This window comes from Streptococcus sp. C300 (assembly GCF_000187645.1).
Lineage (GTDB): Bacteria > Bacillota > Bacilli > Lactobacillales > Streptococcaceae > Streptococcus > Streptococcus oralis_CQ.
In genome coordinates this window covers 413,741-439,739 of sequence record NZ_GL732466.1, presented here as the reverse complement: position 1 = coordinate 439,739, position 25,999 = coordinate 413,741, and the positions used below count along the sequence as shown (strand labels likewise).

19 protein-coding genes and 1 tRNA gene are annotated in these 25,999 nt (G+C 37.5%); 19 read left to right on the top strand and 1 reads right to left on the bottom strand.

Annotation, left to right across the window (positions count from 1 at the left end):
- From HMPREF0849_RS02155 to HMPREF0849_RS02105, 10 genes are all read left to right on the top strand, one after another.
- Positions 1-816, top strand: an 816-nt coding sequence (locus tag HMPREF0849_RS02155) for a helicase-related protein (RefSeq protein WP_033605314.1), incomplete at its 5' end; no start/stop codon positions are given.
- 282 nt (positions 817-1,098) lie between these two features.
- Positions 1,099-1,887: a GTP-sensing pleiotropic transcriptional regulator CodY gene (gene codY, locus HMPREF0849_RS02150; RefSeq protein WP_000940725.1), complete on the top strand. Its 789-nt coding sequence runs from the start codon at positions 1,099-1,101 to the stop codon at positions 1,885-1,887.
- Positions 1,887-2,462, top strand: a complete 576-nt coding sequence (locus tag HMPREF0849_RS02145; RefSeq protein ID WP_001029649.1) for a cysteine hydrolase family protein — start codon at positions 1,887-1,889, stop codon at positions 2,460-2,462. Before codY ends, HMPREF0849_RS02145 begins: the two co-directional genes overlap by 1 nt.
- Positions 2,463-2,542: 80 nt before the next feature.
- Positions 2,543-2,628 (top strand) — tRNA-Leu (locus HMPREF0849_RS02140).
- A gap of 392 nt (positions 2,629-3,020) precedes the next feature.
- Positions 3,021-4,298, top strand: a complete 1,278-nt coding sequence (locus HMPREF0849_RS02135) for an ABC transporter permease (RefSeq protein WP_001068258.1) — start codon at positions 3,021-3,023, stop codon at positions 4,296-4,298.
- A 127-nt stretch (positions 4,299-4,425) separates the two neighbouring features.
- Positions 4,426-5,073, top strand: a complete 648-nt coding sequence (gene vex2, locus HMPREF0849_RS02125) for an ABC transporter ATP-binding subunit Vex2 (protein ID WP_000173736.1) — start codon at positions 4,426-4,428, stop codon at positions 5,071-5,073.
- A gap of 50 nt (positions 5,074-5,123) precedes the next feature.
- On the top strand, positions 5,124-6,503 hold the full coding sequence (vex3, locus tag HMPREF0849_RS02120) for an ABC transporter permease subunit Vex3 (protein WP_000903002.1): 1,380 nt from the start codon (positions 5,124-5,126) through the stop codon (positions 6,501-6,503).
- A gap of 142 nt (positions 6,504-6,645) precedes the next feature.
- Complete coding sequence (gene vncR / locus HMPREF0849_RS02115; RefSeq protein WP_000697942.1) at positions 6,646-7,302, top strand: response regulator transcription factor VncR; 657 nt, start codon at positions 6,646-6,648, stop codon at positions 7,300-7,302.
- On the top strand, positions 7,299-8,627 hold the full coding sequence (vncS, locus tag HMPREF0849_RS02110; RefSeq protein WP_000831358.1) for a sensor histidine kinase VncS: 1,329 nt from the start codon (positions 7,299-7,301) through the stop codon (positions 8,625-8,627). The genes vncR and vncS overlap by 4 nt, the downstream gene beginning before the upstream one ends.
- 139 nt (positions 8,628-8,766) lie before the next feature.
- Positions 8,767-9,648: a class II fructose-bisphosphate aldolase gene (locus HMPREF0849_RS02105; RefSeq protein ID WP_001019000.1), complete on the top strand. Its 882-nt coding sequence runs from the start codon at positions 8,767-8,769 to the stop codon at positions 9,646-9,648.
- Positions 9,649-9,800: 152 nt separating this feature from the next.
- Here HMPREF0849_RS02105 and HMPREF0849_RS02100 read toward each other — a convergent pair whose 3' ends face one another.
- Positions 9,801-10,133 carry a helix-turn-helix domain-containing protein gene (locus HMPREF0849_RS02100; protein WP_000362207.1) on the bottom strand — a complete coding sequence of 111 codons (333 nt, stop codon included), beginning with the start codon at positions 10,131-10,133 and terminating at the stop codon, positions 9,801-9,803.
- 141 nt (positions 10,134-10,274) lie between these two features.
- Here HMPREF0849_RS02100 and HMPREF0849_RS02095 point away from each other — a divergent pair, with 141 nt between their 5' ends.
- From HMPREF0849_RS02095 to HMPREF0849_RS02055, 9 genes are all read left to right on the top strand, one after another.
- Positions 10,275-12,785 (top strand): SEC10/PgrA surface exclusion domain-containing protein, encoded by a 2,511-nt coding sequence (locus HMPREF0849_RS02095; RefSeq protein ID WP_000361401.1) that lies wholly within the window; start codon positions 10,275-10,277, stop codon positions 12,783-12,785.
- A 109-nt stretch (positions 12,786-12,894) separates the two neighbouring features.
- Positions 12,895-13,866 (top strand): DUF6287 domain-containing protein, encoded by a 972-nt coding sequence (locus tag HMPREF0849_RS02090; protein WP_156798268.1) that lies wholly within the window; start codon positions 12,895-12,897, stop codon positions 13,864-13,866.
- A gap of 42 nt (positions 13,867-13,908) precedes the next feature.
- Positions 13,909-14,478, top strand: coding sequence for a hypothetical protein (locus tag HMPREF0849_RS02085; RefSeq protein ID WP_232202892.1), 570 nt, complete (start codon positions 13,909-13,911; stop codon positions 14,476-14,478).
- Positions 14,479-14,869: 391 nt separating this feature from the next.
- Positions 14,870-15,175 (top strand): type II toxin-antitoxin system RelB/DinJ family antitoxin, encoded by a 306-nt coding sequence (locus tag HMPREF0849_RS02080; protein ID WP_000520542.1) that lies wholly within the window; start codon positions 14,870-14,872, stop codon positions 15,173-15,175.
- Positions 15,172-15,507, top strand: coding sequence for a type II toxin-antitoxin system RelE/ParE family toxin (locus HMPREF0849_RS02075; protein WP_001233036.1), 336 nt, complete (start codon positions 15,172-15,174; stop codon positions 15,505-15,507). Before HMPREF0849_RS02080 ends, HMPREF0849_RS02075 begins: the two co-directional genes overlap by 4 nt.
- Positions 15,508-16,101: 594 nt before the next feature.
- A complete protein-coding gene (locus HMPREF0849_RS02070; RefSeq protein ID WP_001240799.1) occupies positions 16,102-17,094 on the top strand; it encodes an ABC transporter ATP-binding protein in 993 nt (330 codons plus the stop codon).
- Position 17,095: 1 nt separating this feature from the next.
- Positions 17,096-17,914, top strand: coding sequence for an ABC transporter permease (locus tag HMPREF0849_RS02065; RefSeq protein ID WP_000240160.1), 819 nt, complete (start codon positions 17,096-17,098; stop codon positions 17,912-17,914).
- Between the two features lies 1 nt (position 17,915).
- The gene (locus HMPREF0849_RS02060; RefSeq protein ID WP_000760724.1) at positions 17,916-18,701 is read left to right on the top strand and encodes an ABC transporter permease; all 786 of its coding nucleotides are present in this window, start codon (positions 17,916-17,918) and stop codon (positions 18,699-18,701) included.
- Between the two features lie 430 nt (positions 18,702-19,131).
- Positions 19,132-25,584, top strand: coding sequence for a S8 family peptidase (locus tag HMPREF0849_RS02055; protein WP_000750020.1), 6,453 nt, complete (start codon positions 19,132-19,134; stop codon positions 25,582-25,584).
- Positions 25,585-25,999: the final 415 nt, after the last annotated feature.

The window sequence follows — 25,999 nt, the reverse complement described above, 5'->3', positions numbered from 1 at the left end:
TTGACTCGTGGACTTAAAATTCGTGGCTTTCGTGCAGAAGGAATTCATGGTGACTTAGACCAAAATAAACGTCTTCGTGTCCTTCGTGATTTTAAAAATGGGAATCTTGATGTTTTGGTTGCGACAGACGTGGCAGCACGTGGTTTGGATATCTCAGGTGTGACCCATGTCTACAACTACGATATTCCACAAGATCCTGAAAGTTATGTTCACCGTATCGGTCGTACAGGTCGTGCTGGTAAGTCAGGTCAATCTATTACTTTCGTAGCACCAAATGAAATGGGCTACCTTCAAATCATCGAAAACTTGACTAAGAAACGCATGAAAGGCTTGAAACCAGCGACAGCTGAAGAAGCCTTCCAAGCTAAGAAACAAGTAGCACTCAAGAAAATCGAACGAGACTTCGCAGACGAATCCATTCGTGGGAACTTTGAGAAATTTGCTAAAGATGCTCGTAAGTTAGCAGCAGAATTTAGTCCAGAAGAATTGGCTATGTATATCTTGAGTCTGACAGTCCAAGATCCAGACAGCCTTCCTGAAGTGGAGATTGCGCGTGAAAAACCACTGCCATTTAAACCATCAGGTAATGGCTTTGGCGGCAAAGGTAAGGGAGGTCGTGGAGGCCGTCGTGGGGACGACCGTCGAGATCGTGATCGCCGTGGAAATGGTCGCCGTGATGATTTCAAGAAAGGCCGTCGTGGGAACGATCGTTTTGATAAAGACAGACGTTACCGTAATAAAGACAATAAAAAACCTCGCAACACTTCAAACGAAAAGAAAACAGGCTTTGTTATTCGTAACAAAGGAGACAAATAGAAAAAAGCGATTCACACTGTGAATCGCTTTTATATATAAGGAGACCGATAGTAAAAGAAGATGGTGATAGTAAAGGATAGGTGAAACGGAAAGGGATTTATCATGTCATCTTCTTATAATGTTATAATATCAAAATTAAAATAGGATGTCAATAAAAAAATCGCTTTTTTTCTAAAATATTTTTGCTGTTCAAAATTGCAATTAAATAAGCAATTTTCAGATAATTATTGAAATAAAGACTTTTCTATGTTATAATGGAAACGATTATATGCGAGGTAAAAAATGGCACATTTATTAGAAAAAACAAGAAAAATCACGTCTATTCTAAAGCGCTCTGAGGAGCAACTCCAAGATGAACTTCCTTACAATGCGATCACACGCCAGTTAGCAGATATTATTGATTGTAACGCTTGTATTGTGAATAACAAGGGACGTCTCTTGGGCTACTTTATGCGTTATAAGACCAATAATGACCGTGTAGAACAATTCTTCCAAACCAAAACCTTCCCTGAGGTCTATGTACAAGGTGCAAACATGATCTATGATACGGAAGCCAACCTTCCTGTTGAACATGATTTGACCATTTTCCCTGTAGAGAGCCGTGCGGATTTTCCAGATGGTTTGACGACCATTGCTCCGATTCATGTGTCAGGGATTCGCCTAGGTTCGTTGATCATTTGGCGCAATGATAAGAAATTTGAAGATGAAGATTTGATCCTTGTCGAGATTGCGAGCACGGTGGTAGGGATTCAACTGTTGAACTTCCAACGTGAAGAGGATGAGAAAAATATTCGCCGTCGTACTGCTGTTACCATGGCGGTTAATACCCTTTCCTATTCAGAACTTCGTGCCGTATCAGCTATTTTAGCTGAATTGGATGGAAATGAAGGGCAGCTGACTGCATCAGTTATTGCAGATCGTATTGGCATTACGCGCTCAGTGATTGTCAATGCGCTTCGTAAATTGGAGTCGGCTGGAATTATTGAGAGCCGTTCACTCGGAATGAAGGGGACTTATCTCAAAGTTCTAATTGGTGATATTTTTGAGGAAGTGAAAAAGAGGGACTACTAATGGCAAAGGCTTTAATCTCGATTGACTATACAGAGGATTTCGTAGCAGACCATGGAAAGCTAACTGCTGGAGCACCTGCTCAAGCAATATCAAAAGCCATTGATCAGGCAACCAGATTAGCTTTTGATCGTGGAGACTATGTCTTTTTTACCATTGATGCTCATGAAGAGAAGGATACATTCCACCCAGAAAGCAAACTCTTTCCACCGCACAACATCATCGGAACTAGTGGGCGTAACCTTTACGGCCCCCTAGCTGATTTTTATGCTGAGCATGAGGCGGATAGTCGCGTCTTTTGGATGGACAAGCGTCACTATTCAGCTTTTTCAGGAACGGACTTGGATATCCGTTTGCGAGAACGTCGGGTTGATACTGTTATCTTAACAGGTGTTTTGACGGATATTTGTGTTCTTCATACGGCGATTGATGCCTATAATTTAGGTTATCAAATCGAGATTGTCAAGCCTGCAGTTGCCTCTATTTGGCCAGAAAATCATCAGTTTGCTCTTGGGCATTTTAAGAACACATTGGGAGCAAAATTACTGGATGAAAACCTTGCTGAAATTGAACAATAAGCCTGTTGGAAAAATGAAAAAAATCTGAAAAAAGTGTTGACAAAGATTTTGAAAGTTGATATACTAGTAAAGTAATCGACGCGGGGATGGCGGAATTGGCAGACGCGCAGGACTAAGGATCCTGTGACCGCTTTAGGTCGTGAGGGTTCAAGTCCCTCTCTCCGCATAGGGTAAGAGTTAGCTTTGGCTAGCTCTTTTTGTTTTTACAAAGAAGACTAGAGGTTACGTTTCCTATATCGAAAAATATTGGCATTAAGAACAATCATTGTATCAGAACATTTAAACTGAGTTTTCCAATTCATTCTATCAAGAATATCCTCAAAAACTAGTCAGAAAATGAAGAACTTAGGAAATGGAAAAATACTAATCAGAAAGACGTGATTATCATTTTTAAAATGAAGTAGATTTTTGATTGGTACTATTTCTCCTTATATAAGAAGGAAAGTTAGCGTTTGCTAGCTTTTTTGTTTTTTCAAAAAATAAATCAAAAAATTTTTCGATTTCATAAACATTTCATATTTGGATTTTATAATAGTCTTACAAATATGGAGGTGACAAATGAATCCAATCCAAAGAGCTTGGGCTTATGTCAGCAGAAAACGACTGAGAAGTTTTATTTTATTTCTGATTTTATTTGTCCTTTTAGCAGGAATTTCAGCCTGTTTGACTCTGATGAAGTCCAACAAAACAGTAGAAAGCAATCTTTACAAATCACTCAACACATCTTTTTCTATCAAAAAGATAGAAAATGGACAGACCTTCAAGTTGTCTGACCTAGCATCCGTGAGCAAGATTAAGGGACTGGAAAATGTCTCTCCTGAACTCGAAACGGTCGCAAAACTGAAAGACAAGGAAGCGGTGAGTGGTGAGCAGAGCGTAGAACGTGATGATTTGTCAGCATCAGACAAGAACTTGGTTAGCTTAACGGCTCTTGAGGATTCATCCAAGGATGTCACCTTTACCAGTTCGGCTTTCAATCTTAAAGAAGGGCGACACCTTCAAAAAGGGGATTCCAAGAAAATCCTGATCCACGAAGAGTTGGCTAAGAAGAACGGTCTTTTGCTTCATGACAAGATTCGCTTGGATGCTGGACAGTCAGAATCTGGAAAAGGACAGACAGTTGAGTTTGAAATTGTTGGGATCTTTTCTGGTAAAAAACAAGAGAAATTTACAGGCTTGTCTTCCGACTTCAGTGAAAACCAAGTCTTTACAGACTATGAAAGTAGCCAAACCCTTCTGGGAAATAGTGAAGCTCAAGTCAGTGCAGCGCGCTTCTATGTAGAAAATCCTAAGGAAATGGACGGACTCATGAAGCAGGTGGAAAGCTTGGCTTTGGAAAGTCAAGGTTACCAAGTTGAGAAGGAAAACAAGGCCTTTGAACAAATCAAAGACTCAGTTGCAACCTTCCAAACCTTCCTGACCATCTTCCTTTATGGGATGTTGATAGCTGGAGCTGGAGCCTTAATTTTGGTCTTGTCCCTCTGGTTGAGAGAAAGGGTCTACGAAGTGGGGATTCTTCTGGCACTTGGAAAAGGCAAGAGCTCGATCTTCCTCCAGTTCTGTTTAGAGGTAGTTTTGGTATCACTTGGAGCTTTGCTTCCAGCATTTGTTGCAGGAAATGCCGTTACATCCTATCTGCTCCAAACTGTCCTAGCCAGTGGAGATCAGGCAAGCTTACAGGACACGCTGGCCAAAGCAAGCGGTCTATTAACTAGTCTCCTATCCTTTGCAGAATCCTATGTCTTTCTGCTCTTGATTGGTTGCTTGTCTGTAGCCCTTTGTTTCCTATTCTTATTTAGAAAATCGCCTAAGGAAATTTTATCATCTATTAGTTAATACTCTTCGAAAATCAAATTTAATCCGTGTTAGCTTTATCTGCAACCTCAAAGCTGTGCTTTGAGCAACCTGCGGCTAGCTTCCTAGTTTAATCTTTGATTTTCATTGAGTATAAGAAGGAGAAATCATGACTTTATTACAATTGCAAGATGTTACCTACCGTTATAAGAACACTGCTGAAGCAGTTTTATATCAGATCAAGTATAATTTTGAACCTGGAAAATTTTATAGTATCATTGGTGAGTCAGGAGCAGGAAAATCCACTCTCTTGTCCCTACTGGCTGGTCTAGATAGCCCTGTTGAAGGTTCTATCCTTTTCCAAGGAGAGGACATTCGGAATAAGGGATATTCTTATCATCGCATGCACCATATTTCCCTGGTCTTTCAAAATTATAATTTGATTGATTACCTTTCTCCGCTGGAAAATATCCGCTTGGTCAACAAAAAGGCCAGCAAGGATACTCTTCTTGAACTTGGTCTGGATGAAAGCCAGATCAAGCGGAATGTTCTCCAGTTATCAGGTGGGCAACAACAACGTGTAGCCATCGCTCGCAGTTTGGTCTCAGAAGCTCCAGTTATTCTAGCTGATGAGCCAACAGGAAATCTGGACCCTAAAACTGCTGGAGATATTATCGAACTGCTCAAATCACTTGCCGAGAAAACAGGTAAATGTGTGATCGTCGTCACCCACAGTAAAGAAGTGGCACAAGCGTCAGATATTACACTTGAATTGAAGAATAAGAAACTGACTGAAACTCGCAATACTACAAAATAAGATGAGCTTGTTTTGATAGAATTATGAAATCAAATCTAGAAAGGGAACCTATGTTACACAACGCATTTGCCTATGTTACAAGGAAGTTTTTCAAATCGATTGTTATCTTCCTGATTATTCTCCTCATGGCGAGCTTGAGTTTGGTCGGTTTGTCGATCAAGGGAGCTACTGCCAAGGCTTCTCAGGAGACCTTTAAAAATATCACCAATAGCTTCTCCATGCAAATCAATCGTCGCGTCAATCAAGGAACGCCACGTGGTTCTGGGAATATCAAGGGTGAGGATATCAAAAAAATCACCGAAAATAAGGCCATCGAGTCTTATGTTAAACGCATCAACGCCATCGGAGATTTGACTGGATACGACCTCATCGAAACGCCAGAAACCAAGAAAAATCTCACTGCTGACCGAGCAAAACGGTTTGGAAGCAGTTTGATGATTACAGGTGTCAATGACTCCTCTAAAGAAGACAAGTTTGTCTCTGGCTCATATAAGCTGGTTGAAGGTGAGCACCTAACCAACGACGACAAAGACAAGATCCTCATGCACAAGGACTTGGCAGCTAAACACGGTTGGAAAGTCGGAGATAAGGTCAAACTAGACTCCAATATCTACGATGCAGACAATGAAAAAGGTGCCAAGGAAACAGTTGAAGTGACTATCAAGGGACTCTTTGATGGTCACAATAAGTCAGCAGTAACCTACTCACAAGAACTCTATGAAAATACAGCTATCACAGACATTCACACTGCTGCAAAACTTTATGGATACACAGAAGATACAGCTATTTATGGGGACGCAACCTTCTTTGTAACAGCGGACAAGAACTTGGATGATGTTATGAAAGAGTTGAATGGTATCAGTGGCATCAACTGGAAGAGCTACACACTTGTAAAGAGCTCCTCTAACTACCCAGCTCTTGAGCAATCCATCTCTGGGATGTACAAGATGGCCAACCTCCTCTTCTGGGGTAGCTTGAGCTTCTCAGTCCTTCTCCTTGCACTCTTGCTCAGCCTTTGGATCAACGCCCGTCGCAAGGAAGTGGGAATCCTCCTCTCTATCGGTCTCAAGCAGGCAAGTATCTTGGGGCAATTCATCACCGAATCTATCCTGATCGCCATCCCTGCTCTCGTTTCGGCTTACTTCCTAGCCAACTACACAGCCCGTGCCATCGGAAATACTGTTCTTGCCAATGTCACTTCAGGTGTTGCCAAGCAAGCTAGCAAGGCTGCTCAAGCCTCTAACCTTGGTGGTGGTGCAGAAGTAGACGGCTTTAGCAAGACCTTGTCGAGCTTAGACATTTCCATTCAGACATCAGACTTTATCATCGTCTTTGTCCTTGCCTTGGTTCTAGTGGTTCTCGTTATGGCGCTTGCTTCAAGCAATCTCCTCAGAAAACAACCAAAAGAGCTCTTGCTCGATAGCGAATAAAAAACTTGCTACCTATTCTCCCCTAAATGGGGTATAATATAGGTAGCATTTTTATCTGTTTTGTCTTGATAAGGCCTCTTCCTTTCAGGATGAAACTGAGATAATTTACAAGAAATTTAAAGGAATGTGAAACGTTTTTTTTATGAAAATTTTAATTGTAGAAGATGAAGAGATGATCCGTGAGGGAATCAGTGACTATTTGACGGATTGTGGTTATGAAACCATTGAGGCAGCAGATGGACAAGAAGCTCTGGAAAAATTTTCCAGCTATGAAGTTGCTCTAGTACTACTGGATATCCAGATGCCCAAGCTTAATGGCCTAGAAGTCCTAGCAGAGATTCGTAAGACCAGTCAGGTTCCTGTCTTGATGCTGACAGCCTTTCAGGATGAGGAATATAAGATGAGCGCCTTTGCCTCTCTGGCGGATGGCTATCTGGAAAAACCCTTCTCCCTCTCCCTCTTAAAAGTGAGGGTAGACGCGATTTTCAAGCGCTACTACGATACGGGACGAGTCTTCTCCTATAAGGATACAAAGGTGGACTTTGAGAGCTACAGTGCAAGCCTCGCAGGTCAAGAAGTGGCTATCAATGCTAAAGAGTTGGAAATTCTGGACTATCTGGTGAAAAATGAAGGACGGGCCTTGACCCGTTCTCAGATAATCGATGCTGTCTGGAAGGCGACAGATGAGGTTCCCTTTGATCGTGTCATTGATGTCTATATCAAGGAACTGCGGAAAAAGCTAGACTTGGATTGCATCCTCACTGTGCGCAATGTTGGTTATAAATTGGAGCGAAAATGAAACGAACAGGTTTATTTACAAAGATTTTTATCTATACCTTCTCAATTTTTAGCCTTCTGGTTATTTGTCTTCATTTAGCCATTTATTTTCTCTTTCCCTCTACTTATCTAAGCCACCGTCAGGAAACCATTGGTCAGAAAGCGACAGCCATTGCCCAATCCCTAGACGGAAAAGATAGGCAAAGCATCGAGCAAGTGTTGGACTTGTATTCCCAGAGCAGTGATATCAAAGGGGCTGTCAAGGGAGAGATGACCGAAGACAAGTTAGAAGTCAAGGACAACCTTCCTCTGGACACGGATCGCCAGACCACTTCTCTCTTTATCGAGGAGCGTGAGGTGAAAACGCAAGATGGTAGCACCATGACTCTCCAGTTTCTAGCTTCCATGGACTTGCAAAAGGAAGCAGAGCAGATCAGTCTCCAGTTTCTTCCCTATACTTTGTTGGCATCCTTTCTGATTTCCCTCTTGGTGGCCTACATCTATGCTCGGACCATTGTTGCACCGATTTTGGAAATCAAGCGGGTGACCCGTCGGATGATGGATTTGGATGCCCAAGTGCGATTGCGCGTGGATTCTAAGGATGAGATTGGTGATCTCAAGGAACAAATCAATAGCCTTTACCAGCATCTCTTGACTGTCATTGCGGACTTGCATGACAAGAATGAAGCTATTCTTCAGCTGGAGAAGATGAAGGTTGAGTTCCTACGAGGGGCTTCTCATGAATTGAAAACACCTCTGGCTAGTTTGAAAATCCTAATCGAAAATATGAAAGAAAATGTCGGCCGTTATAAGGATAGAGATCACTATCTTGGAGTTGCCTTGGGAATTGTGGATGACCTCAGTCACCACGTTCTCCAGATACTTTCTCTTTCTTCTGTTCAGGAATTGCGAGAGGAGAAGGAGAACATTGACCTAGTCCAGATGACGCAAAGTTTGGTCAAGGATTATGCTTTGCTCGCCAAGGAGCGAGAACTTCAGGTAGACATTAGCCTAACCCATCAGCAGGCTTACATAAACCCATCTGTCATGAAACTGATATTATCGAATCTCATCAGCAATGCTATCAAGCACTCCACTCCAGGTGGTTTGGTTCATATCGGCGAGAGAGAAGGAGAACTCTTTATCGAGAATAGCTGTAGTCCTGAAGAACAAGAAAAACTGGCCCAGTCTTTTTCTGAAAATGCTAGTCGTAAGGCCAAGGGTTCGGGGATGGGACTCTTTGTGGTCAAAAGTTTATTAGAACACGAGAAATTACCTTATCATTTTGAGATGCAGGATGCTCGATTGACCTTCTTCATACGTTATCCCAAAGTCACTCAGGACTAAGGAGAAGAAAGGGGTTACATTGATTGGATTGTAAGAAATTCAATCTAAAGTATGGGAAAAACTAGCTTTTTTTATCAAAAAGTGATAAAATGAACAATGTAAATGGGATGTCCCAAAAAATATATAGGAGGCCTGACAAATGGCAATCGTTTCAGCAGAAAAATTTGTCCAAGCAGCTCGTGACAACGGTTATGCAGTTGGTGGATTTAACACAAACAACCTTGAGTGGACTCAAGCTATCTTGCGTGCAGCAGAAGCTAAAAAAGCTCCAGTTTTGATCCAAACTTCAATGGGTGCTGCTAAATACATGGGTGGTTACAAAGTTGCTCGCAACTTGATCGCTAACCTTGTTGAGTCAATGGGTATCACTGTACCAGTAGCTATCCATCTTGACCACGGTCACTACGAAGATGCACTTGAGTGTATCGAAGTTGGTTACACTTCAATCATGTTTGACGGTTCACACCTTCCAGTTGAAGAAAACCTTAAATTGGCTAAAGAAGTTGTTGAAAAAGCACACGCTAAAGGTATCTCAGTAGAAGCTGAAGTTGGTACTATCGGTGGTGAAGAAGACGGAATCATCGGTAAAGGTGAGTTGGCTCCAATCGAAGACGCTAAAGCAATGGTTGCAACTGGTATCGACTTCTTGGCAGCTGGTATCGGTAACATCCACGGTCCTTACCCAGCAAACTGGGAAGGTCTTGACCTTGACCACTTGCAAAAATTGACAGAAGCTCTTCCAGGCTTCCCAATCGTATTGCACGGTGGATCAGGTATTCCTGATGAGCAAATACAAGCAGCTATCAAACTTGGTGTTGCGAAAGTTAACGTTAACACTGAATGCCAAATCGCATTCGCTAACGCAACTCGTAAATTTGCTCGTGACTACGAAGCAAACGAAGCTGAATACGACAAGAAGAAACTCTTCGACCCACGTAAATTCTTGGCTGACGGTGTAAAAGCTATCCAAGAATCAGTTGAAGAACGTATCGACGTATTCGGTTCAGAAGGTAAAGCTTAATCTAGTTTTGACCAATAAAATGAGACTTGTCCAATGGGCAGGTCTTTTTTAATTTATTATTTTATAAAGCATTGACTACTAGAATGGGATGATTTTACAGTTTTGAAGTAGTAGCAAGAAAAAAATGCTAGATAAAAAAGTCTAGCATTTTATTATTCTAAGGTTTCTAAGATAAGGTTGATGGCATTGAGTAGTTTTTTTCGTTTTGAAACAGGAAGCTCAGAAATCTGTTCGAATATTTTTGTCGTTTCAAAATCAGAGTCATGGTTTTGAAAGTTAAAAAATTCAGCTTCTGTTACTTCTAAAGCAATAATAATTTTCTCTAATGTCTCTAGCTTTATGTTTAAATTTTTATTCTCTATATTGTAGATATAATTAATACCTAGATTTGCTTTCTCACTCAACTCCCACTGTGTCATTTTCTTTTGCTTTCTCAAGTAGCGTATTCGGAGAGAGATATGCTTTTGTAAATTGTATTTGTCCATATGAACCCCTATCTTATCTATTCTAACTCTTAAATCATTACTAGGAATCCTACTTATATAGTTAAAAATATACCAAAACATCTTTACAAAGTGGTTATTTTGTATTAAACTAATGATAGAAGAACTTATAAGGAGTTAGAAATGGATAAAAGAACAAAATGGAGCCTAGCGGTAGCTACTCTTGTTACCACCACGTTGACAAATATTGAGGTCGCTAATGCAAACGAATTAGCTAAGCAAGAAGTTTCTTCTCAAGTGATAAGCGAGACAAAGAAAACTATAGAAGTAACAAAAGCACAAGTTGAAAGTGCAAAAGCACATGTAGATACTGCAACAGAAAAAGTAAATACTGCAACTACGGCTAACAACACTGCAAATGAAGCTGTACAACAAACTTCTCAACAAGTAACTAACGCAACTAAAGCCGTTGCAGAAGCGGAAGCGAATCAAAATGCCTCTGCTGAAGCAATTAAAGGTGCAGAACAAGCAGTTACAAATGCACAACAACAAGTAGATGAAGCTACAGCACAGCATTCTGTATCAAAAGATCAAGTAACTACTGCAAAACAAGACGCGGAAACAAAAGCAGCTGATGTTAAGAATGTGGAAAAAGATGTTCATGAACAAGAAGCTACAGTAGCTACATCTCAAAAGAAAGTAGAACAAGCTGAACAAAACCTTAGTGGTGCAAATGAAACATCCGCAAAAGAAGCAGTTCAAAAAGCTAATGACGCTGCTGAAGCAGCTAAAACGGAAGTTGCATCTGCTGAACGTACAGTAGAAACTGCTAAGACCGCAGATCAAGCACGTAGTAATGACATTACTAACGCAGAAGAAGCAGTGAAAACCGCTACAACAGATAATGCAGTTGCAAATAAAACAGTTGTAGATAAGGAAGCCGAAGTAACAAATTTAGAAACGACGGTTAAAACCGCACAAAAAGCATTTGATGATGCGACTGCACAATTAAAGGCTCTTACTGATCAAGTTATTAATACCCTCACATTGAATGATAGCTATATTAAGGCACTTAAATCTGATGATGAAGCAACTCTTGCAAAAATCAATGAAGAGTTAAGTACTCAAAACAAATTTAAGTCAAATGAAGCCGATAAATTGCGTAAAATTGATGTTCGTAATCTAACAGATGAACAAAAACGTGAATTGAATCAATTTGCAGCTGACCTTATCAATCAAGTTCGCAAACAATATGGATCACCACTTGTTAAAGTTACAAACGGATCTATGGATTTTGCAAATAAGGTTGTTCGTAAGGATGAAGCCAATGGATATCAAATGAGTGATGGTCATGATGCGAAAGCTATTAATGAAGTTGCTCGTGAGTTTGGTCTATATGATGGTGGAAAACTTCAATTCTATGAAAACCTATTCTCATATGGATTGGACAATGATGAATACGAAAATGAATATAAACATTTAGGTGTAAATGCTGACCAATTCCATACAAAAACAATGGATGAAGCGAAAAAACGTATTTATAAATCTATGAAAGCTTTCTTATTTAATGGGTATGAATGGCAACATGCTCGTAGCATTCTTGGTTATACTAATGAACCAGCCTATCTAGGTGTAGGTATTGGTCATGGTCTTGCAGTTGGTAAAACACATTTTGAATTAGTACGTCCTGATTATATTCAAGATCCATCTAAATTTGACACAACAGAAGTAGAATTGGATAATCCAACTGCTCATATTGAAAAGGCAAAAGAAGCTGTGAAATATGCAGAAGATACATTGAATACTGCAAAATCAGAACTTGGTTCTAAACAAACTGATTTGGAAAATGCAAAATCAAAAGCTATTGAAGCAAATAAAGCACTTGAAACAGCAAAAGAACGTCTGGAAGTAGCAAAAGCAGTTAAGGAACAAACTCCTGAAGCAATGGCACAACTAGCGGCTGCAAAAGATAATCTCCTTCAAGCTGAAGCAGCAAAAGAAGTAGCCGATGAAAATCTTAAATCATTTTCTAAATCAAAAGAAGAAAAAGAACAAGCCCTTGCAGATGCAAAAGCTAAACTAGCTAGTGATAAAGATGAATTGACAAAACGTCAAGGAATTGTTACCACAGTAGAAAAAACTTATGCTGAAGCTGCTGAAACCTTGAAAACTGCAGAAGAAAACTTCCAAATTACAGCTGATGTATTCAAAGACGCACAAGCCACACTCAAACAGGCTCAAGATAAGGTTGATGCACTTAAGAATGCTCCTCAACGACTTGAAGAAGCTACAAAAGCACTTAAACAAGCTGAACTTAATTACGCAAAAGCACTTGAATTGCAACGTACAAGTGAAACCGAATTGAAAGATGCACAAGCTGAACTTGATAAAGCAGTACATGAATATGATGTTTTGAAAGCTCAATATGATGCATACCAAGCAACTGTAAAACCAGATACTAAACCATCCGAAGGTACTAGACAACTTGTAGAAGTTAAAGATAATAAAGAGCACTCTCTTAAAGCGGAAAAAGTGACTCAACGTACGAATCAAGTGGTGACATATAGCCGTGTAGCTAGAAATCAAGAATTGCCCAAAACAGGTAGTACAGGTTCTGTTTTAACGATGTTAGGCTTAGGTGTATTAGGCCTGATTGGAATAGCATATCCGACGAGCAAAAAAGAGGATAGATGATGAAAAAAGTTAATTTATTTCCTTGCTATTCTCACTTGTTTTACTAATAGCGTGTGATAAGGGACTCAACGGTGTTTATGAAGGAAAAAATGGGATAGTCTCTTTTCATTTGGAGATTAAGGATAAAGTAGCATCTTTGAAAATGAATTCCTTAATTGTTGAGGATAATGTGGATTTGTCTGTTGATTCTAAAAATAAGGAGTTAACTGGAACATATAGAGATGATGAAGTAAGTCTGTCTTATGAAATAACGGAGGATACTCTAACTTTAACACCGAAAAATTCAGGAGCTTGGAAGATTACCCCAGATTCGGTTGTATTGAAAAAAATAGCTAGAAACGGTGAAAAAGAATCAGATAAACAAGCCACTTCCACTTTGAGTAAAGAAATTGAAAATTCAACAAAATCATTAACTAACGAAAGTTCGCAAAGCAGTAGTTCAACAGAAGAAAGTTCCTCGACTGCTTTGGATGTGACCTCTATTCAGTCAGGAGAGTTTTCTAGTCTAGTTGGAACGTGGCAGAATGCTAATGGTAAGGTTTTGCAATTTGATGGTCATGGTCTTGTTGAGCCTCAAAATATGCGATTGAATACAAACCGCTCTACTCTTAAAGATGGGATTTTGAAGGCTAGTTTACAACATGAATTTACTGGTTCAATGATTTACTTCGTACCCAGCGGAACGGTTTTTCCAGATGGAGTTGACAGAAAACGTGATGCTTCTGATAGTTCTAAAGATCGAATCTGGACTGGGCAACAAGGAATATTTTCGGATAAGAATGTGTTTTATTACAAGATAAGTTCGAAACTTTTAGATACGAGGGAAACTACTGAGAAACGTAGTGAATATGACGCACGTAAACGGCGTGATACCGGTGTTTGGCTAAGTGGTGGACAGTCATCTGTTGACTATGTAAGCGAAAAGTTGGGCTTTAAAGAGCGTGAAGTATTTGCAGGAAACTACGGTCTGACAGATGAAATTCCCTATAACGCAGTGCATAGCCCAGACGGTTCTGTGGTTTGGGTCTATCAAAACGAGGTAATCTTACAAGAAGACGGACAAATTCTTTATGAACCGTGAGTTTTTAGAAAGGAAGTCGAATAAAAGCGAATGATAAAGGGATTGACAAATAAATTAAAGGGATTTTTTCACAGAACAAACTTAGTAAATCGGAAAAAGTATCTGTTTATCATTTTACCTGTAATCGGCTTTCTTTTTTGGTATTTTACAAGAGCTAGAGTAGCAATTCGACTATATTATTATCTGCCAATTTTTTTAAAAGTGAACGATAAGCTGATTTATGTTTATCAAGATGAAATTTTATATTTGTATCTTATAACGATAGCGGTCATTTTGTTGATGTTACTTATAGGAAAATTAATACCAACACCTATTACTTTTTTAAAGGAGAAGGGCTACTTTAAAACCATACTTTTTGGAATATTATCTCTAATAATTATTTATGTTATTTATTGGTTATTGATATTTATTATTCGATTTGTAATCGGATTAGTAATTTTCATTGTTGCCCTTGTGATAATATTTAGTGAAGCTGGTCGCAGTTCCACAACTGATAATATTAGTGATTCAACTGATGCTTACGATAGAGAAAAGGAAAAAAGAGAAAAAGAGTTTGAATTTATCCGTTACGCTGAAGATAAAAAGAAAAGAGATAGGGAAAGAAGATGGTAAATATTTGGGAGTATTTGTTGCACTTGACTTTATATTTGAGATAAACTAGATGGTAAATTATCCTTAGAATATATGTTTTTTAAGGTAATTATACAAATGAGGCTGGGACAAAAAATCTCGACCTCGTTTTTTTAAGAAATGAGATTTTGCTGAGAAGTTAATTTTTTATATCCACAATCTTCACTAAACAAATGAATTGTTGCTTCCTTGCGGTGCTGGACTACGAGAGTACGACTTGGTTAACCGTTTTCTGCCTCACGGTTATTTTTTGTTGTCTAGACTTATTTCTGAACAATCTAATAGTAGAATTTCTTTTTCAGGAAATATTAAATTGACAAGCAATGTAAAATGATATACAATTACATTACAAATATTAAAGGAGGCGATAAAAATGGGAAAAACAGCTACAATTAATGTTCGAGTTGATGAATCAGATAAACAATCAGCTGAACAAGTCTTGAAGCAACTTGGGATGCCAATGTCAACATTAGTCACACTATTATTGAAGCAAGTATCATTAACCAAAAGTATTCCTTTTGATATTTCACTACCAGAAGCACCTTCGTCAGTGAGTGTAGAAGGAATGACTTCGGATGAATTTGGACAAATGATGATTGAATCTTATCAGGAAGCAGAGCATGGTACAGCTCGACCTGCTGTTGATTTCTTTAAAGAATTTAGAGAAATACACGCATGAGAAAAGTAGCAATTACCATTTTAAAGCGAGCTGAGCAGGATATGGAAGATATTTATCATTACATTGCTGATAAATTTCAATCCTCACAGTCTGCTATGAACCAATTTGAAGCTATTGCAAAGGCGATTCAGACCTTAGAAATATTTCCTGAAAGATGTGCGATTGTAGAGGAATTGCTCCGTTTAGATATCAAAGTTAGACGACTGCTAGTTAAAAATTATTCAGTTTTCTATCGGATTGACAATGATACAGTTACCGTGTTAAGAGTATTGCATCAATCAAGTAGTTTGGATAGATTGTTAAATGAAATTGGGACTAAGAATGGAGAATAAACTCCCTATTTCCATCAAATCAAACTCATTCAAATTCTTGAAATGAAAAATTAACTAAAATTATCGGTTGTTAATATCAGATTATTTTAAAATCATTAAAAGCTACAATCTTATTAGAGCAGTTCTTACAATTTGTGGCAAAAGTATTTTACAAATTCGCCTGAGTTTTGCCACGCTTTTGAAGAACTAAAGGGAATGATTAAGTATACTTCCTATGTGGTGTGGGTGGATAAATGGCTAAATATAGCACTTCTCAGTGTAATATGAAACATAGTAACTAAATAGTTTATGTTCAGAAGGTAAAGCATAATCTAGCTGAACCATACAAAACAGAACCTGCCCATTGGGTGGGTTTTTTGGTGTTCTAAGTAAACTATTAAACCAGAATTTTTGTTTAAAAGTATTATTTTAAGAGAGAAATCTCTAATTTCATAATCTATAGGCAAACGCTTGCATTCCGTTTTTTATTGGACTATAATAGGTTGGTATAAAGCCTTCTGTAAGAATAACAATTAGAAAGTTTAGAAAGTAAGGACTTAGAATATTTGTAGTCAAAAATACAATGTTGCTATTCCTTGCGATAGGGAGATAGATATGGCAATGATAGAAGTGGAACATCTTCAGAAAAATTTTGTGAAGACTGTTAAGGAACCAGGCTTGAAAGGGGCTTTGCGCTCCTTTATTCATCCTGAAAAGCAGACCTTTGAAGCGGTCAAGGATTTGACTTTTGAGGTACCCAAGGGCCAAATTCTAGGTTTTATCGGCGCAAATGGTGCTGGGAAGTCAACAACCATCAAAATGCTGACAGGGATTTTAAAACCGACATCTGGTTTTTGTCGGATTAACGGCAAGATTCCGCAGGACAATCGTCAGGATTATGTTAAAGATATTGGTGTGGTCTTTGGACAACGTACCCAGCTATGGTGGGATTTGGCTCTGCAAGAGACCTATACGGTCTTAAAAGAGATTTACGATGTGCCGGACTCGCTCTTTCATAAACGCATGGACTTTTTGAATGAAGTCTTGGATTTGAAGGACTTTATCAAAGACCCCGTGCGGACTCTTTCACTGGGGCAACGGATGCGGGCGGATATTGCGGCTTCCTTGCTCCACAATCCTAAAGTTCTCTTTTTAGATGAGCCGACCATTGGTTTGGACGTTTCGGTCAAGGACAATATTCGTCGGGCGATTACTCAGATCAATCAAGAGGAAGAAACAACCATTCTCTTGACCACCCATGACCTGAGCGACATTGAGCAGCTCTGTGATCGAATTTTTATGATTGACAAGGGGCAGGAGATTTTTGATGGAACGGTTAGCCAGCTCAAGGAAACCTTTGGCAAGATGAAGACTCTTTCCTTTGAACTGGTACCAGGTCAAAGTCATCTCCTTTCTCACTATGAAGGCTCTTCGGATATGACCATTGATAGACAAGGAAACAGTCTCAATATTGAATTCGATAGTTCCCGCTACCAGTCGGCTGATATTATCAAGCAAACCCTGTCTGATTTTGAAGTCCGTGATTTGAAGATGGTGGATACGGATATCGAGGATATTATCCGTCGCTTCTATCGAAAGGAGCTCTAAGATGGTCAAATTGTGGAGACGTTATAAACCCTTTATAAATGCAGGTGTTCAGGAGTTGATCACCTATCGAGTCAACTTTATTCTCTATCGGATTGGCGATGTCATGGGGGCTTTTGTTGCTTTTTATCTCTGGAAGGCTGTCTTTGATTCTTCGCAGGAGTCTTTGATTCAGGGCTTTAGTATGGCAGATATCACCTTCTACATCATCATGAGTTTTGTGACTAATCTTCTGACCAGGTCGGATTCTTCCTTTATGATTGGTGATGAGGTCAAGGATGGTTCCATTATCATGCGTTTGTTGCGACCGGTGCATTTTGCGGCCTCTTACCTTTTCACCGAGCTTGGCTCCAAGTGGTTGATTTTTACCTCTGTTGGACTGCCATTTTTAAGTATGATTGTCTTGATGAAAATCTTATCAGGACAAGGAATTGTAGAAGTACTGGGATTAACCATCCTTTATCTCTTTAGCTTAACCCTAGCCTACCTGATCAATTTTTTCTTTAATATCTGCTTTGGATTTTCAGCCTTTGTGTTTAAAAATCTATGGGGTTCCAATCTACTCAAGACTTCCATAGTTGCCTTTATGTCTGGGAGTTTGATTCCCTTGGCTTTCTTTCCTAAGGTGGTTTCAGATATTCTGTCCTTCTTGCCTTTTTCATCCTTGATCTACACTCCGGTCATGATCATTGTTGGAAAATACGATGCCAGTCAGATTCTTCAGGCGCTCGCTTTGCAGTTTTTCTGGCTCTTAGTGATGGTGGGCTTGTCTCAGTTGATTTGGAAACGAGTCCAGTCCTTCATCACCATTCAAGGAGGTTAGTATGAAAAAATATCAACGCATGCACCTGATTTTTATCAGACAATACATCAAGCAAATCATGGAATACAAGGTTGATTTTGTGGTTGGTGTTTTAGGTGTCTTTCTGACCCAAGGCTTGAACCTCTTGTTTCTCAACGTCATCTTTCAACATATTCCATCCCTAGAAGGCTGGACTTTTCAAGAGATAGCTTTTATTTATGGTTTTTCCTTGATTCCCAAGGGACTGGACCATCTCTTTTTTGACAATCTCTGGGCTCTGGGGCAACGTTTAGTGCGAAAAGGAGAGTTTGACAAGTACCTGACGCGTCCTATCAATCCTCTTTTTCATATTCTGGTTGAGACCTTTCAGATTGATGCCTTGGGCGAACTATTGGTCGGTGGAATTTTATTAGCGACAACAGTATCAAGCATTGCTTGGACTCTTCCAAAATTCCTGATTTTTCTAGTCTGCATTCCTTTTGCGACCTTGATCTATACTTCCTTGAAAATCGCGACTGCCAGTATCGCTTTTTGGACCAAGCAGTCAGGAGCCATGATTTACATTTTCTATATGTTTAATGACTTTGCCAAGTACCCGATTTCCATTTACAATTCGCTCCTTCGTTGGTTGATTAGCTTTATCGTGCCTTTCGCCTTTACGGCCTACTATCCTGCCAGCTATTTCTTGCAGGAAAAGAACGGACTCTTTAATATCGGTGGGTTGATTTTGATTTCCCTTGTTTTCTTTGTTATTTCTTTAAAACTCTGGGACAGGGGCTTGGACGCCTACGAAAGTGCGGGTTCGTAAGAGATAAGATAGGATGAGAGTTAAAAATTAAATATGTTACAAACAACCGTTGAAAATTATAGCGGTTGTTTTTACATATTTATTTAAGTATAAGTTGTATCCATCCCCCCTTTTTGCGATTTTGGTAGTTATTCCGGTTAATTGATAATATTTTTGATGGTAGGAATGAGTTTATATTGTAGCCAGTTAACTATAATATTTATTGACTAGACTATTTGTTAACATGGATTAAAAAAAAATTAACCTGGGTTAATTTTTCTTGACTTAAATTTTTTTAATTGATATACTGTTTTTCAGAGAGCTAACAATTATATATAAATGTACTACTCTACCCCACTAGATGATACGTCATAAAACTTTTTATAACAAAGGCTAGCAAGGTTAAAGTTTTCTATCTATTGGGTTTAAAATAAAAAATTAAGGAATTAAAATGAAAAAAAGTACGGTATTGTCATTAACTACTGCTGCAGTTATTTTAGCAGCATATGCCCCCAATGAGGTAATTTTAGCAGATGCACCTAGTTCTGAAGATGCTTTAAGAATTTCTGATAAAGAAAAAGTAGTAGCAGATAAAGAAAAAGTAGTAGCAGATAAAGAAACAGAAAACAATGAACAATCTGAAGAACTTCATAATGTTATAGAAACTTCAAAGGATACTGAGGAGAAGAAGACAACAGTTATTGAGGAAAAAGAGGTTGTTAGTAAAAAGTCTGTGATAGACAAAAAAACTAGTAACGAAGGAGCAAGTATCAAAGAAGACTCCAATCAATCCCAAGGAAATGATGCGGACTCATTTGTAAATAAAGATACAGAAAATCCGAAAAAAGAAGATAAAGTTGTCTATATTGCTGAATTTAAAGATAAACAATCTGGAGAAAAAGTAATTAAGGAACTATCAAATCTTAAGGATACAAAAGTTTTATATACCTATAATACGATTTTTAATGGCGCTGCCATTGAAACAACTCCAGATAATTTGGACAAAATTAAACAAATAGAAGGTGTTTCGTCGGTTGAACGATCACAAAAACTCCAACCAATGATGAATCATGCCAGAAAGGAAATTGGAGTTGAGGAAGCTATTGATTACCTAAAGTCTATCAATGCTCCATTTGGGAAAAATTTTGATGGTAGAGGTATGGTCATTTCAAATATCGATACTGGAACAGATTATAGGCATAAGGCTATGAGGATTGATGATGATGCCAAAGACTCAATGAAATTTAAAAAAGATGACTTAAAAGGCACTGATAAGAATTATTGGTTGAGTGATAAAATCCCTCATGCGTTCAATTATTATAATGGTGGTAAAATCACTGTAGAAAAATATGATGATGGAAGGGATTATTTTGACCCACATGGGATGCATATTGCAGGGATTCTTGCTGGAAATGATACTGAAAAAGATATCAAGAACTTTAATGGCATAGATGGAATTGCGCCTAATGCACAAATTTTCTCTTATAAAATGTACTCTGACGCAGGATCTGGGTTTGCAGGTGATGAAACAATGTTTCATGCTATTGAAGATTCGATCAAACACAATGTCGATGTTGTTTCGGTATCATCTGGCTTTACGGGAACCGGTCTTGTAGGCGAGAAATATTGGGAGGCTATTAGAGCATTAAGAAAAGCTGGAATCCCAATGGTTGTTGCTACAGGTAACTTTGCGACTTCTGCTTCAAGTTCTTCTTGGGATTTAGTAGCAAATAATAATCTGAAAATGACAGATACTGGAAATGTAACACGAACCGCCGCACATGAAGATGCGATAGCGGTCGCTTCTGCTAAAAATCAAACCATTGAGTTTGATAAGGTTAACATTGGAGGACAAAGTTTTAAATACAGAAATATAGGGGCTTTTTTCGATAAAAACAAAATCCTAACAAATGAGGATGGCTCAAAAACTCCAAATAAATTAAAATTTGTATATATAGGCAAAGGTCAAGACCAAGATTTGATAGGCTTGGATCTTAAGGGCAAAATTGCAGTAATGGATAGAATTTATACCAAGGATTTAAAAGATGCTTTTAAAAGAGCTATGGATAAAGGCGCACGTGCCATTATGGTTGTAAATACTGTAAATTACTACAATAGAGATAATTGGACAGACCTTCCAGCTATGGGATATGAAGCGGATGAAGGGACTACTAGTCAAGTATTTTCAATTTCAGGAGATGATGGTGTAAAATTATGGAACATGATTAACCCTGATAAAAAAACTGAAGTCAAAAGAAATAATAAGGAAGATTTTAAAGATAACTTAGAACAATACTATCCAATTGATATGGAAAGCTATAATTCTAATAAACCGAATGTAGGTGATGAAAAAGAAATTGACTTTAAATTTGCACCTGACACAGACAAAGAACTTTATAAAGAAGATATTATAGTTCCAGCAGGGTCTACATCTTGGGGGCCAAGAACAGATTTGCTTTTAAAACCGGATGTTTCAGCACCAGGTAAAAATATTAAATCTACTCTAAATGTTATTAATGGTAAATCTACTTATGGTTATATGTCAGGAACTAGCATGGCAACTCCAATTGTAGCAGCTTCTACTGTTTTGATTCGACCAAAATTAAAGGAATTGCTTGAAAGACCTGTCTTGAAAAATCTTAAGGGAGATGACAAAATAGACCTTACAAGTCTTACAAAAATAGCCCTACAAAATACTGCAAAACCTATGATGGATGCAACCTCTTGGAAAGAAAAGAGTCAATACTTTGCATCACCTAGACAGCAGGGAGCGGGACTAATTAATGTTGCCAACGCTTTGAGAAATGAAGTTGTAGCGACTTTCAAAAATATAGATTCTAAAGGTTTGGTAAATTCATATGGTTCCATTTCTCTTAAAGAAATAAAAGGTGATAAAAAATACTTTACAATCAAGCTTCACAATACCTCAAATAGACCTTTAACCTTTAAAGTTTCTGCATCAACTGTAACTACAGATGCTCTAACTGATAGGCTAAAACTCGATGAAACATATAAAGATGAAAAATCTCCGGACGGGAAGCAAATTGTTCCAGAAATTCACCCAGAAAAAGTCAAAGGAGCAAATATCACATTTGAGCATGATACTTTCACTATAGGTCCAAATTCCAGCTTTGATTTAAATGCGGTTATAAATGTTGGAGAAGCTAAAAACAAAAATAAATTTGTAGAATCATTTATTCATTTTGAGTCAGTGGAAGAAATGGAAGCTCTAAACTCCAACGGTAAGAAAAGAAACTTCCAACCTTCTTTGTCGATGCCTCTAATGGGATTTGCTGGGAATTGGAACCACGAACCAATCCTTGATAAATGGGCCTGGGAAGAAGGATCAAAATCAAAAGCAATGGAAGGTTATGATGATGATGGTAAACCAAAAATTCCAGGTACCTTAAATAAGGGGATTGGTGGAGAACATGGTATAGATAAATTTAATCCAGCAGGAGTTATCCAAAATAGAAAAGATAAAAATACAACATCCCTAGATCAAAATCCAGAATTATTTGCTTTCAATAACGAAGGAATCAACGCACCTTCATCAAGTGGCTCTAATATTGCTAAAATCTATCCTTTAGATTCAAATGGAAATCCTCAAGATGCTCAACTTGAGAGAGGATTAACGCCTTCTCCACTTGTATTAAGAAGTGCAGAAGAAGGGGTGATTTCAATAGTAAATACAAATAAAGAAGGAGAAAATCAAAGAGACTTAAAAGTCATTTCGAGAGAACACTTTATTAAAGGAATTTTAAACTCTAAAAGAAATGATGCAAAGGGCATTAAATCTTCTAAGCTAAAAGTTTGGGGTGACTTGAAATGGGATGGACTCATTTATAACCCAAGAGGTAGAGAAGAAAATGCCCCAGAAAGTAATGACAAAAAAGATCCTGCTACTAAGATACGAGGACAATTTGAACCGATTGCGGAAGGCCAATATTTCTATAAATTTAAATATAGATTAACCAAGGATTACCCATGGCAGGTTTCCTATATTCCTGTAAAAATTGATAACACCCCTCCAAAGATTGTTTCAATTGATTTTTCAAACCCTGAAAAAATTAAGTTGATTACAAAGGATACTTATCACAAGGTCAAAGAGCAATACAAGAATGAAACGCTATTTGCGAGAGATCAAAAAGAACATCCTGAAAAATTTGACGAGATTGCCAACGAAGTTTGGTATGCTGGGGCCGCTCTTGTTAATGAAGATGGAGAGGTTGAAAAAAATCTTGAGGTCACTTATGCAGGTGAGGGTCAAGGACGAAATAGGAAACTTGACAAAGACGGAAATACCATTTATGAAATTAAAGGTGCAGGAGATTTAAGAGGCAAAATCATTGAAGTGATTGCATTAGACGGTTCTAGCAATTTCACAAAGATTCATAGAATTAAATTTGCTGATCATGCTGATGAAAATGGGATGATTTCCTATTATCTAGTAGATCCTGATCAAGATTCATCTAAATACCAAAAGCTTGGCGAGATTTCCGAATCTAAATTTAAAAATTTAGAAAATAGAAAAGAGGATAGTCTTAAAAAAGATACAACTGAAGTAGAACATCATCAAGAAAATGAAGAGTCTATCGAAGAAAAATCTAGCTTGACTATTCATAAAACTATTTCAACAATTAGAGACTTTGAAACTAAAGACTTAAAGAAACTAATTAAAAAGAAATTTAGAGAAGTTGATGACTTTACAAGTGAAACTGGTAAGAGAATAGAGGAATACGATTATAAATACGATGATAAGGGAAATATCATTGCTTATGACGATGGTAGTGCCTTACAATATGAAACTGAAAAACTTGATGAAATCAAATCAAAAATTTATGGCATTCTAAACCCGTCTAAAGATGGACACTTTGAAATTCTTGGAAAGATCAGTAATGTTTCTAAAAATGCCAAGGTATATTATGGCAATAATTATAAATCGATAGAAATCAAAACGACCAAGTATGATTCCCACTCAAAAACGATGACATTTGATTTATACGCTAATATTAATGATATTGTGGATGGATTAGCTTTTGCAGGAGATATGAGGTTTTTTGTCAAAGATGATGGTCAGATAAAAGCTGAAACTAAAATTAGAATGCCTGAAAAAAATAAGGAAACTAAAGCAGAATATCCGTATGCATCAAGTTATGGGAATGTAATAGAATTAGGAGAAGGAGATCTCTCAAAAAACAAACCAAACAATTTAACGGACATGGAATCTGGTAAAATCTATGCTGATTCAGAAAAACAACAATATCTGTTAAAGGATAATATCATTCTGAGAAAAGGCTATGCACTAAAAGTGACTACCTATAATCCTGGAAAAACGGATATGTTAGAAGGGAATGGAGTTTATAGCCAGGAAGATATAGCAAAAATCCAAAAGGCCAATCCTAATCTAAGAGTCTTATCAGAAACAACAATTTATGCTGATAGTAGAAATGTTGAAGATGGAAGAAGTACTCAATCAGTATTAATGTCGGCTTTGGACGGCTTTAACATTGTAAGATATCAAGTGTTTACATTTAAAATGAATGATAAAGGGGAGGCAATCGATAAAGATGGCAATCTTGTAACAGATCCTTCTAAACTGGTATTATTTGGTAAAGATGGTAAAGAGTACACAGGAGAGGATAAGTCCAATGTAGAAGCTATTAAAGAAGATGGCTCTACGTTATTTATTGATGCAAAACCAGTAAACCTCTCAATGGACAAGAACTACTTTAATCCATCTAAATCTAATAAAATTTATGTACGAAATCCAGAATTTTATTTAAGAGGTAAGATTTCTGATAAGGGTGGTTTTAACTGGGAGTTGAGAGTTAATGAATCTGTTGTAGATAATTATTTAATCTATGGAGATTTACACATTGATAACACTAGAGATTTTAACATTAAGCTTAATGTTAAAGACGGTGACATCATGGACTGGGGAATGAAAGACTATAAAGCAAACGGATTTCCAGATAAGGTAACAGATATGGATGGAAATGTTTATCTTCAAACTGGCTATAGCGATTTGAATGCGAAAGCGGTTGGAGTACACTATCAATTTTTATATGATAATGTAAAACCAGAAGTAAACATTGATCCTAAGGGAAATACAAGTATCGAATATGCTAACGGAAAATCTGTAGTCTTTAACATCAATGATAAAAGAAATAATGGATTCGATGGTGAGATTCAAGAACAACATATTTATGTAAATGGAAAAGAATACAAATCATTTGATGATATTAAACAACTAACAGATAAGACACTAAACATTAAGATTGTTGTAAAAGATTTCGCAAGAAATACAACCGTAAAAGAATTCATTTTAAACAAAGATACGGGAGAGGTAAGTGAACTAAAACCTCATAGGGTAACTGTAACCATTCAAAATGGAAAAGAAATGAGTTCAACGATAGTGTCGGAAGAAGATTTTATGTTACCTGTCTATAAGGGTGAATTAGAAAAAGGATACCAATTTGATGGTTGGGAAATTTCTGGTTTCGAAGGGAAAAAAGACGCCGGCTATGTTCTTAATCTATCAAAAGATACCTTTATAAAACCTGTATTCAAGAAAATAGAGGAGAAAAAGGAGGAGGAAAATAAACCTACTTTTGATGTATCGAAAAAGAAAGAAAAAACACAATCTGATTCAACTAATGATGTCAACAGTATTGTTTCTGATGAAAATGATAAAAACTTTGAAATTGACAAGAACGTTTATCTAAATGAACAAGGGAACTTAACTAATAAAAATACTAACATCAATAGTAAATCAACTAGTAACAATCCTAATCAGTTGCCAAAAACCGGAACAGCAAGCGGAGCCCAGACACTATTAGCTGCCGGAATCATGTTTATAGTAGGAGCTTTTCTTGGATTGAAGAGAAAAAATAAAGATTAAGACAAAAGCTATAGAAAAAATGCTTTAAGTACTGAGATTAGATAGTGAGGTGATGACATAGTTTTGTGAAAATATTGATTTATAAATATATTATTTAGATTTCTATGAAAATAGGAGATTTTAAAGAGATATATGTAAAAGCCTTGTCACAGGACAGGCTTTTTCTAATGGAGATGGGTTCTGTTTAAAATCCATTTCTTTGGCTTATAAAAATATAAATACAAACGGTTGTTTATATTTTGTGGTATAATGTATTGTAATAAATACTTGTTTTGATACCAATCTAGAGATATTTTGATAGTTATTTATTCTAGAAATTTTTGCTTGGATTTTTTTTTAAAAGTCATAAAAGTTCATGGATAGTAACGAATGAAGTATCGTAAGCTTGCCTGAATATCAATCAAAAAGGAGAAAA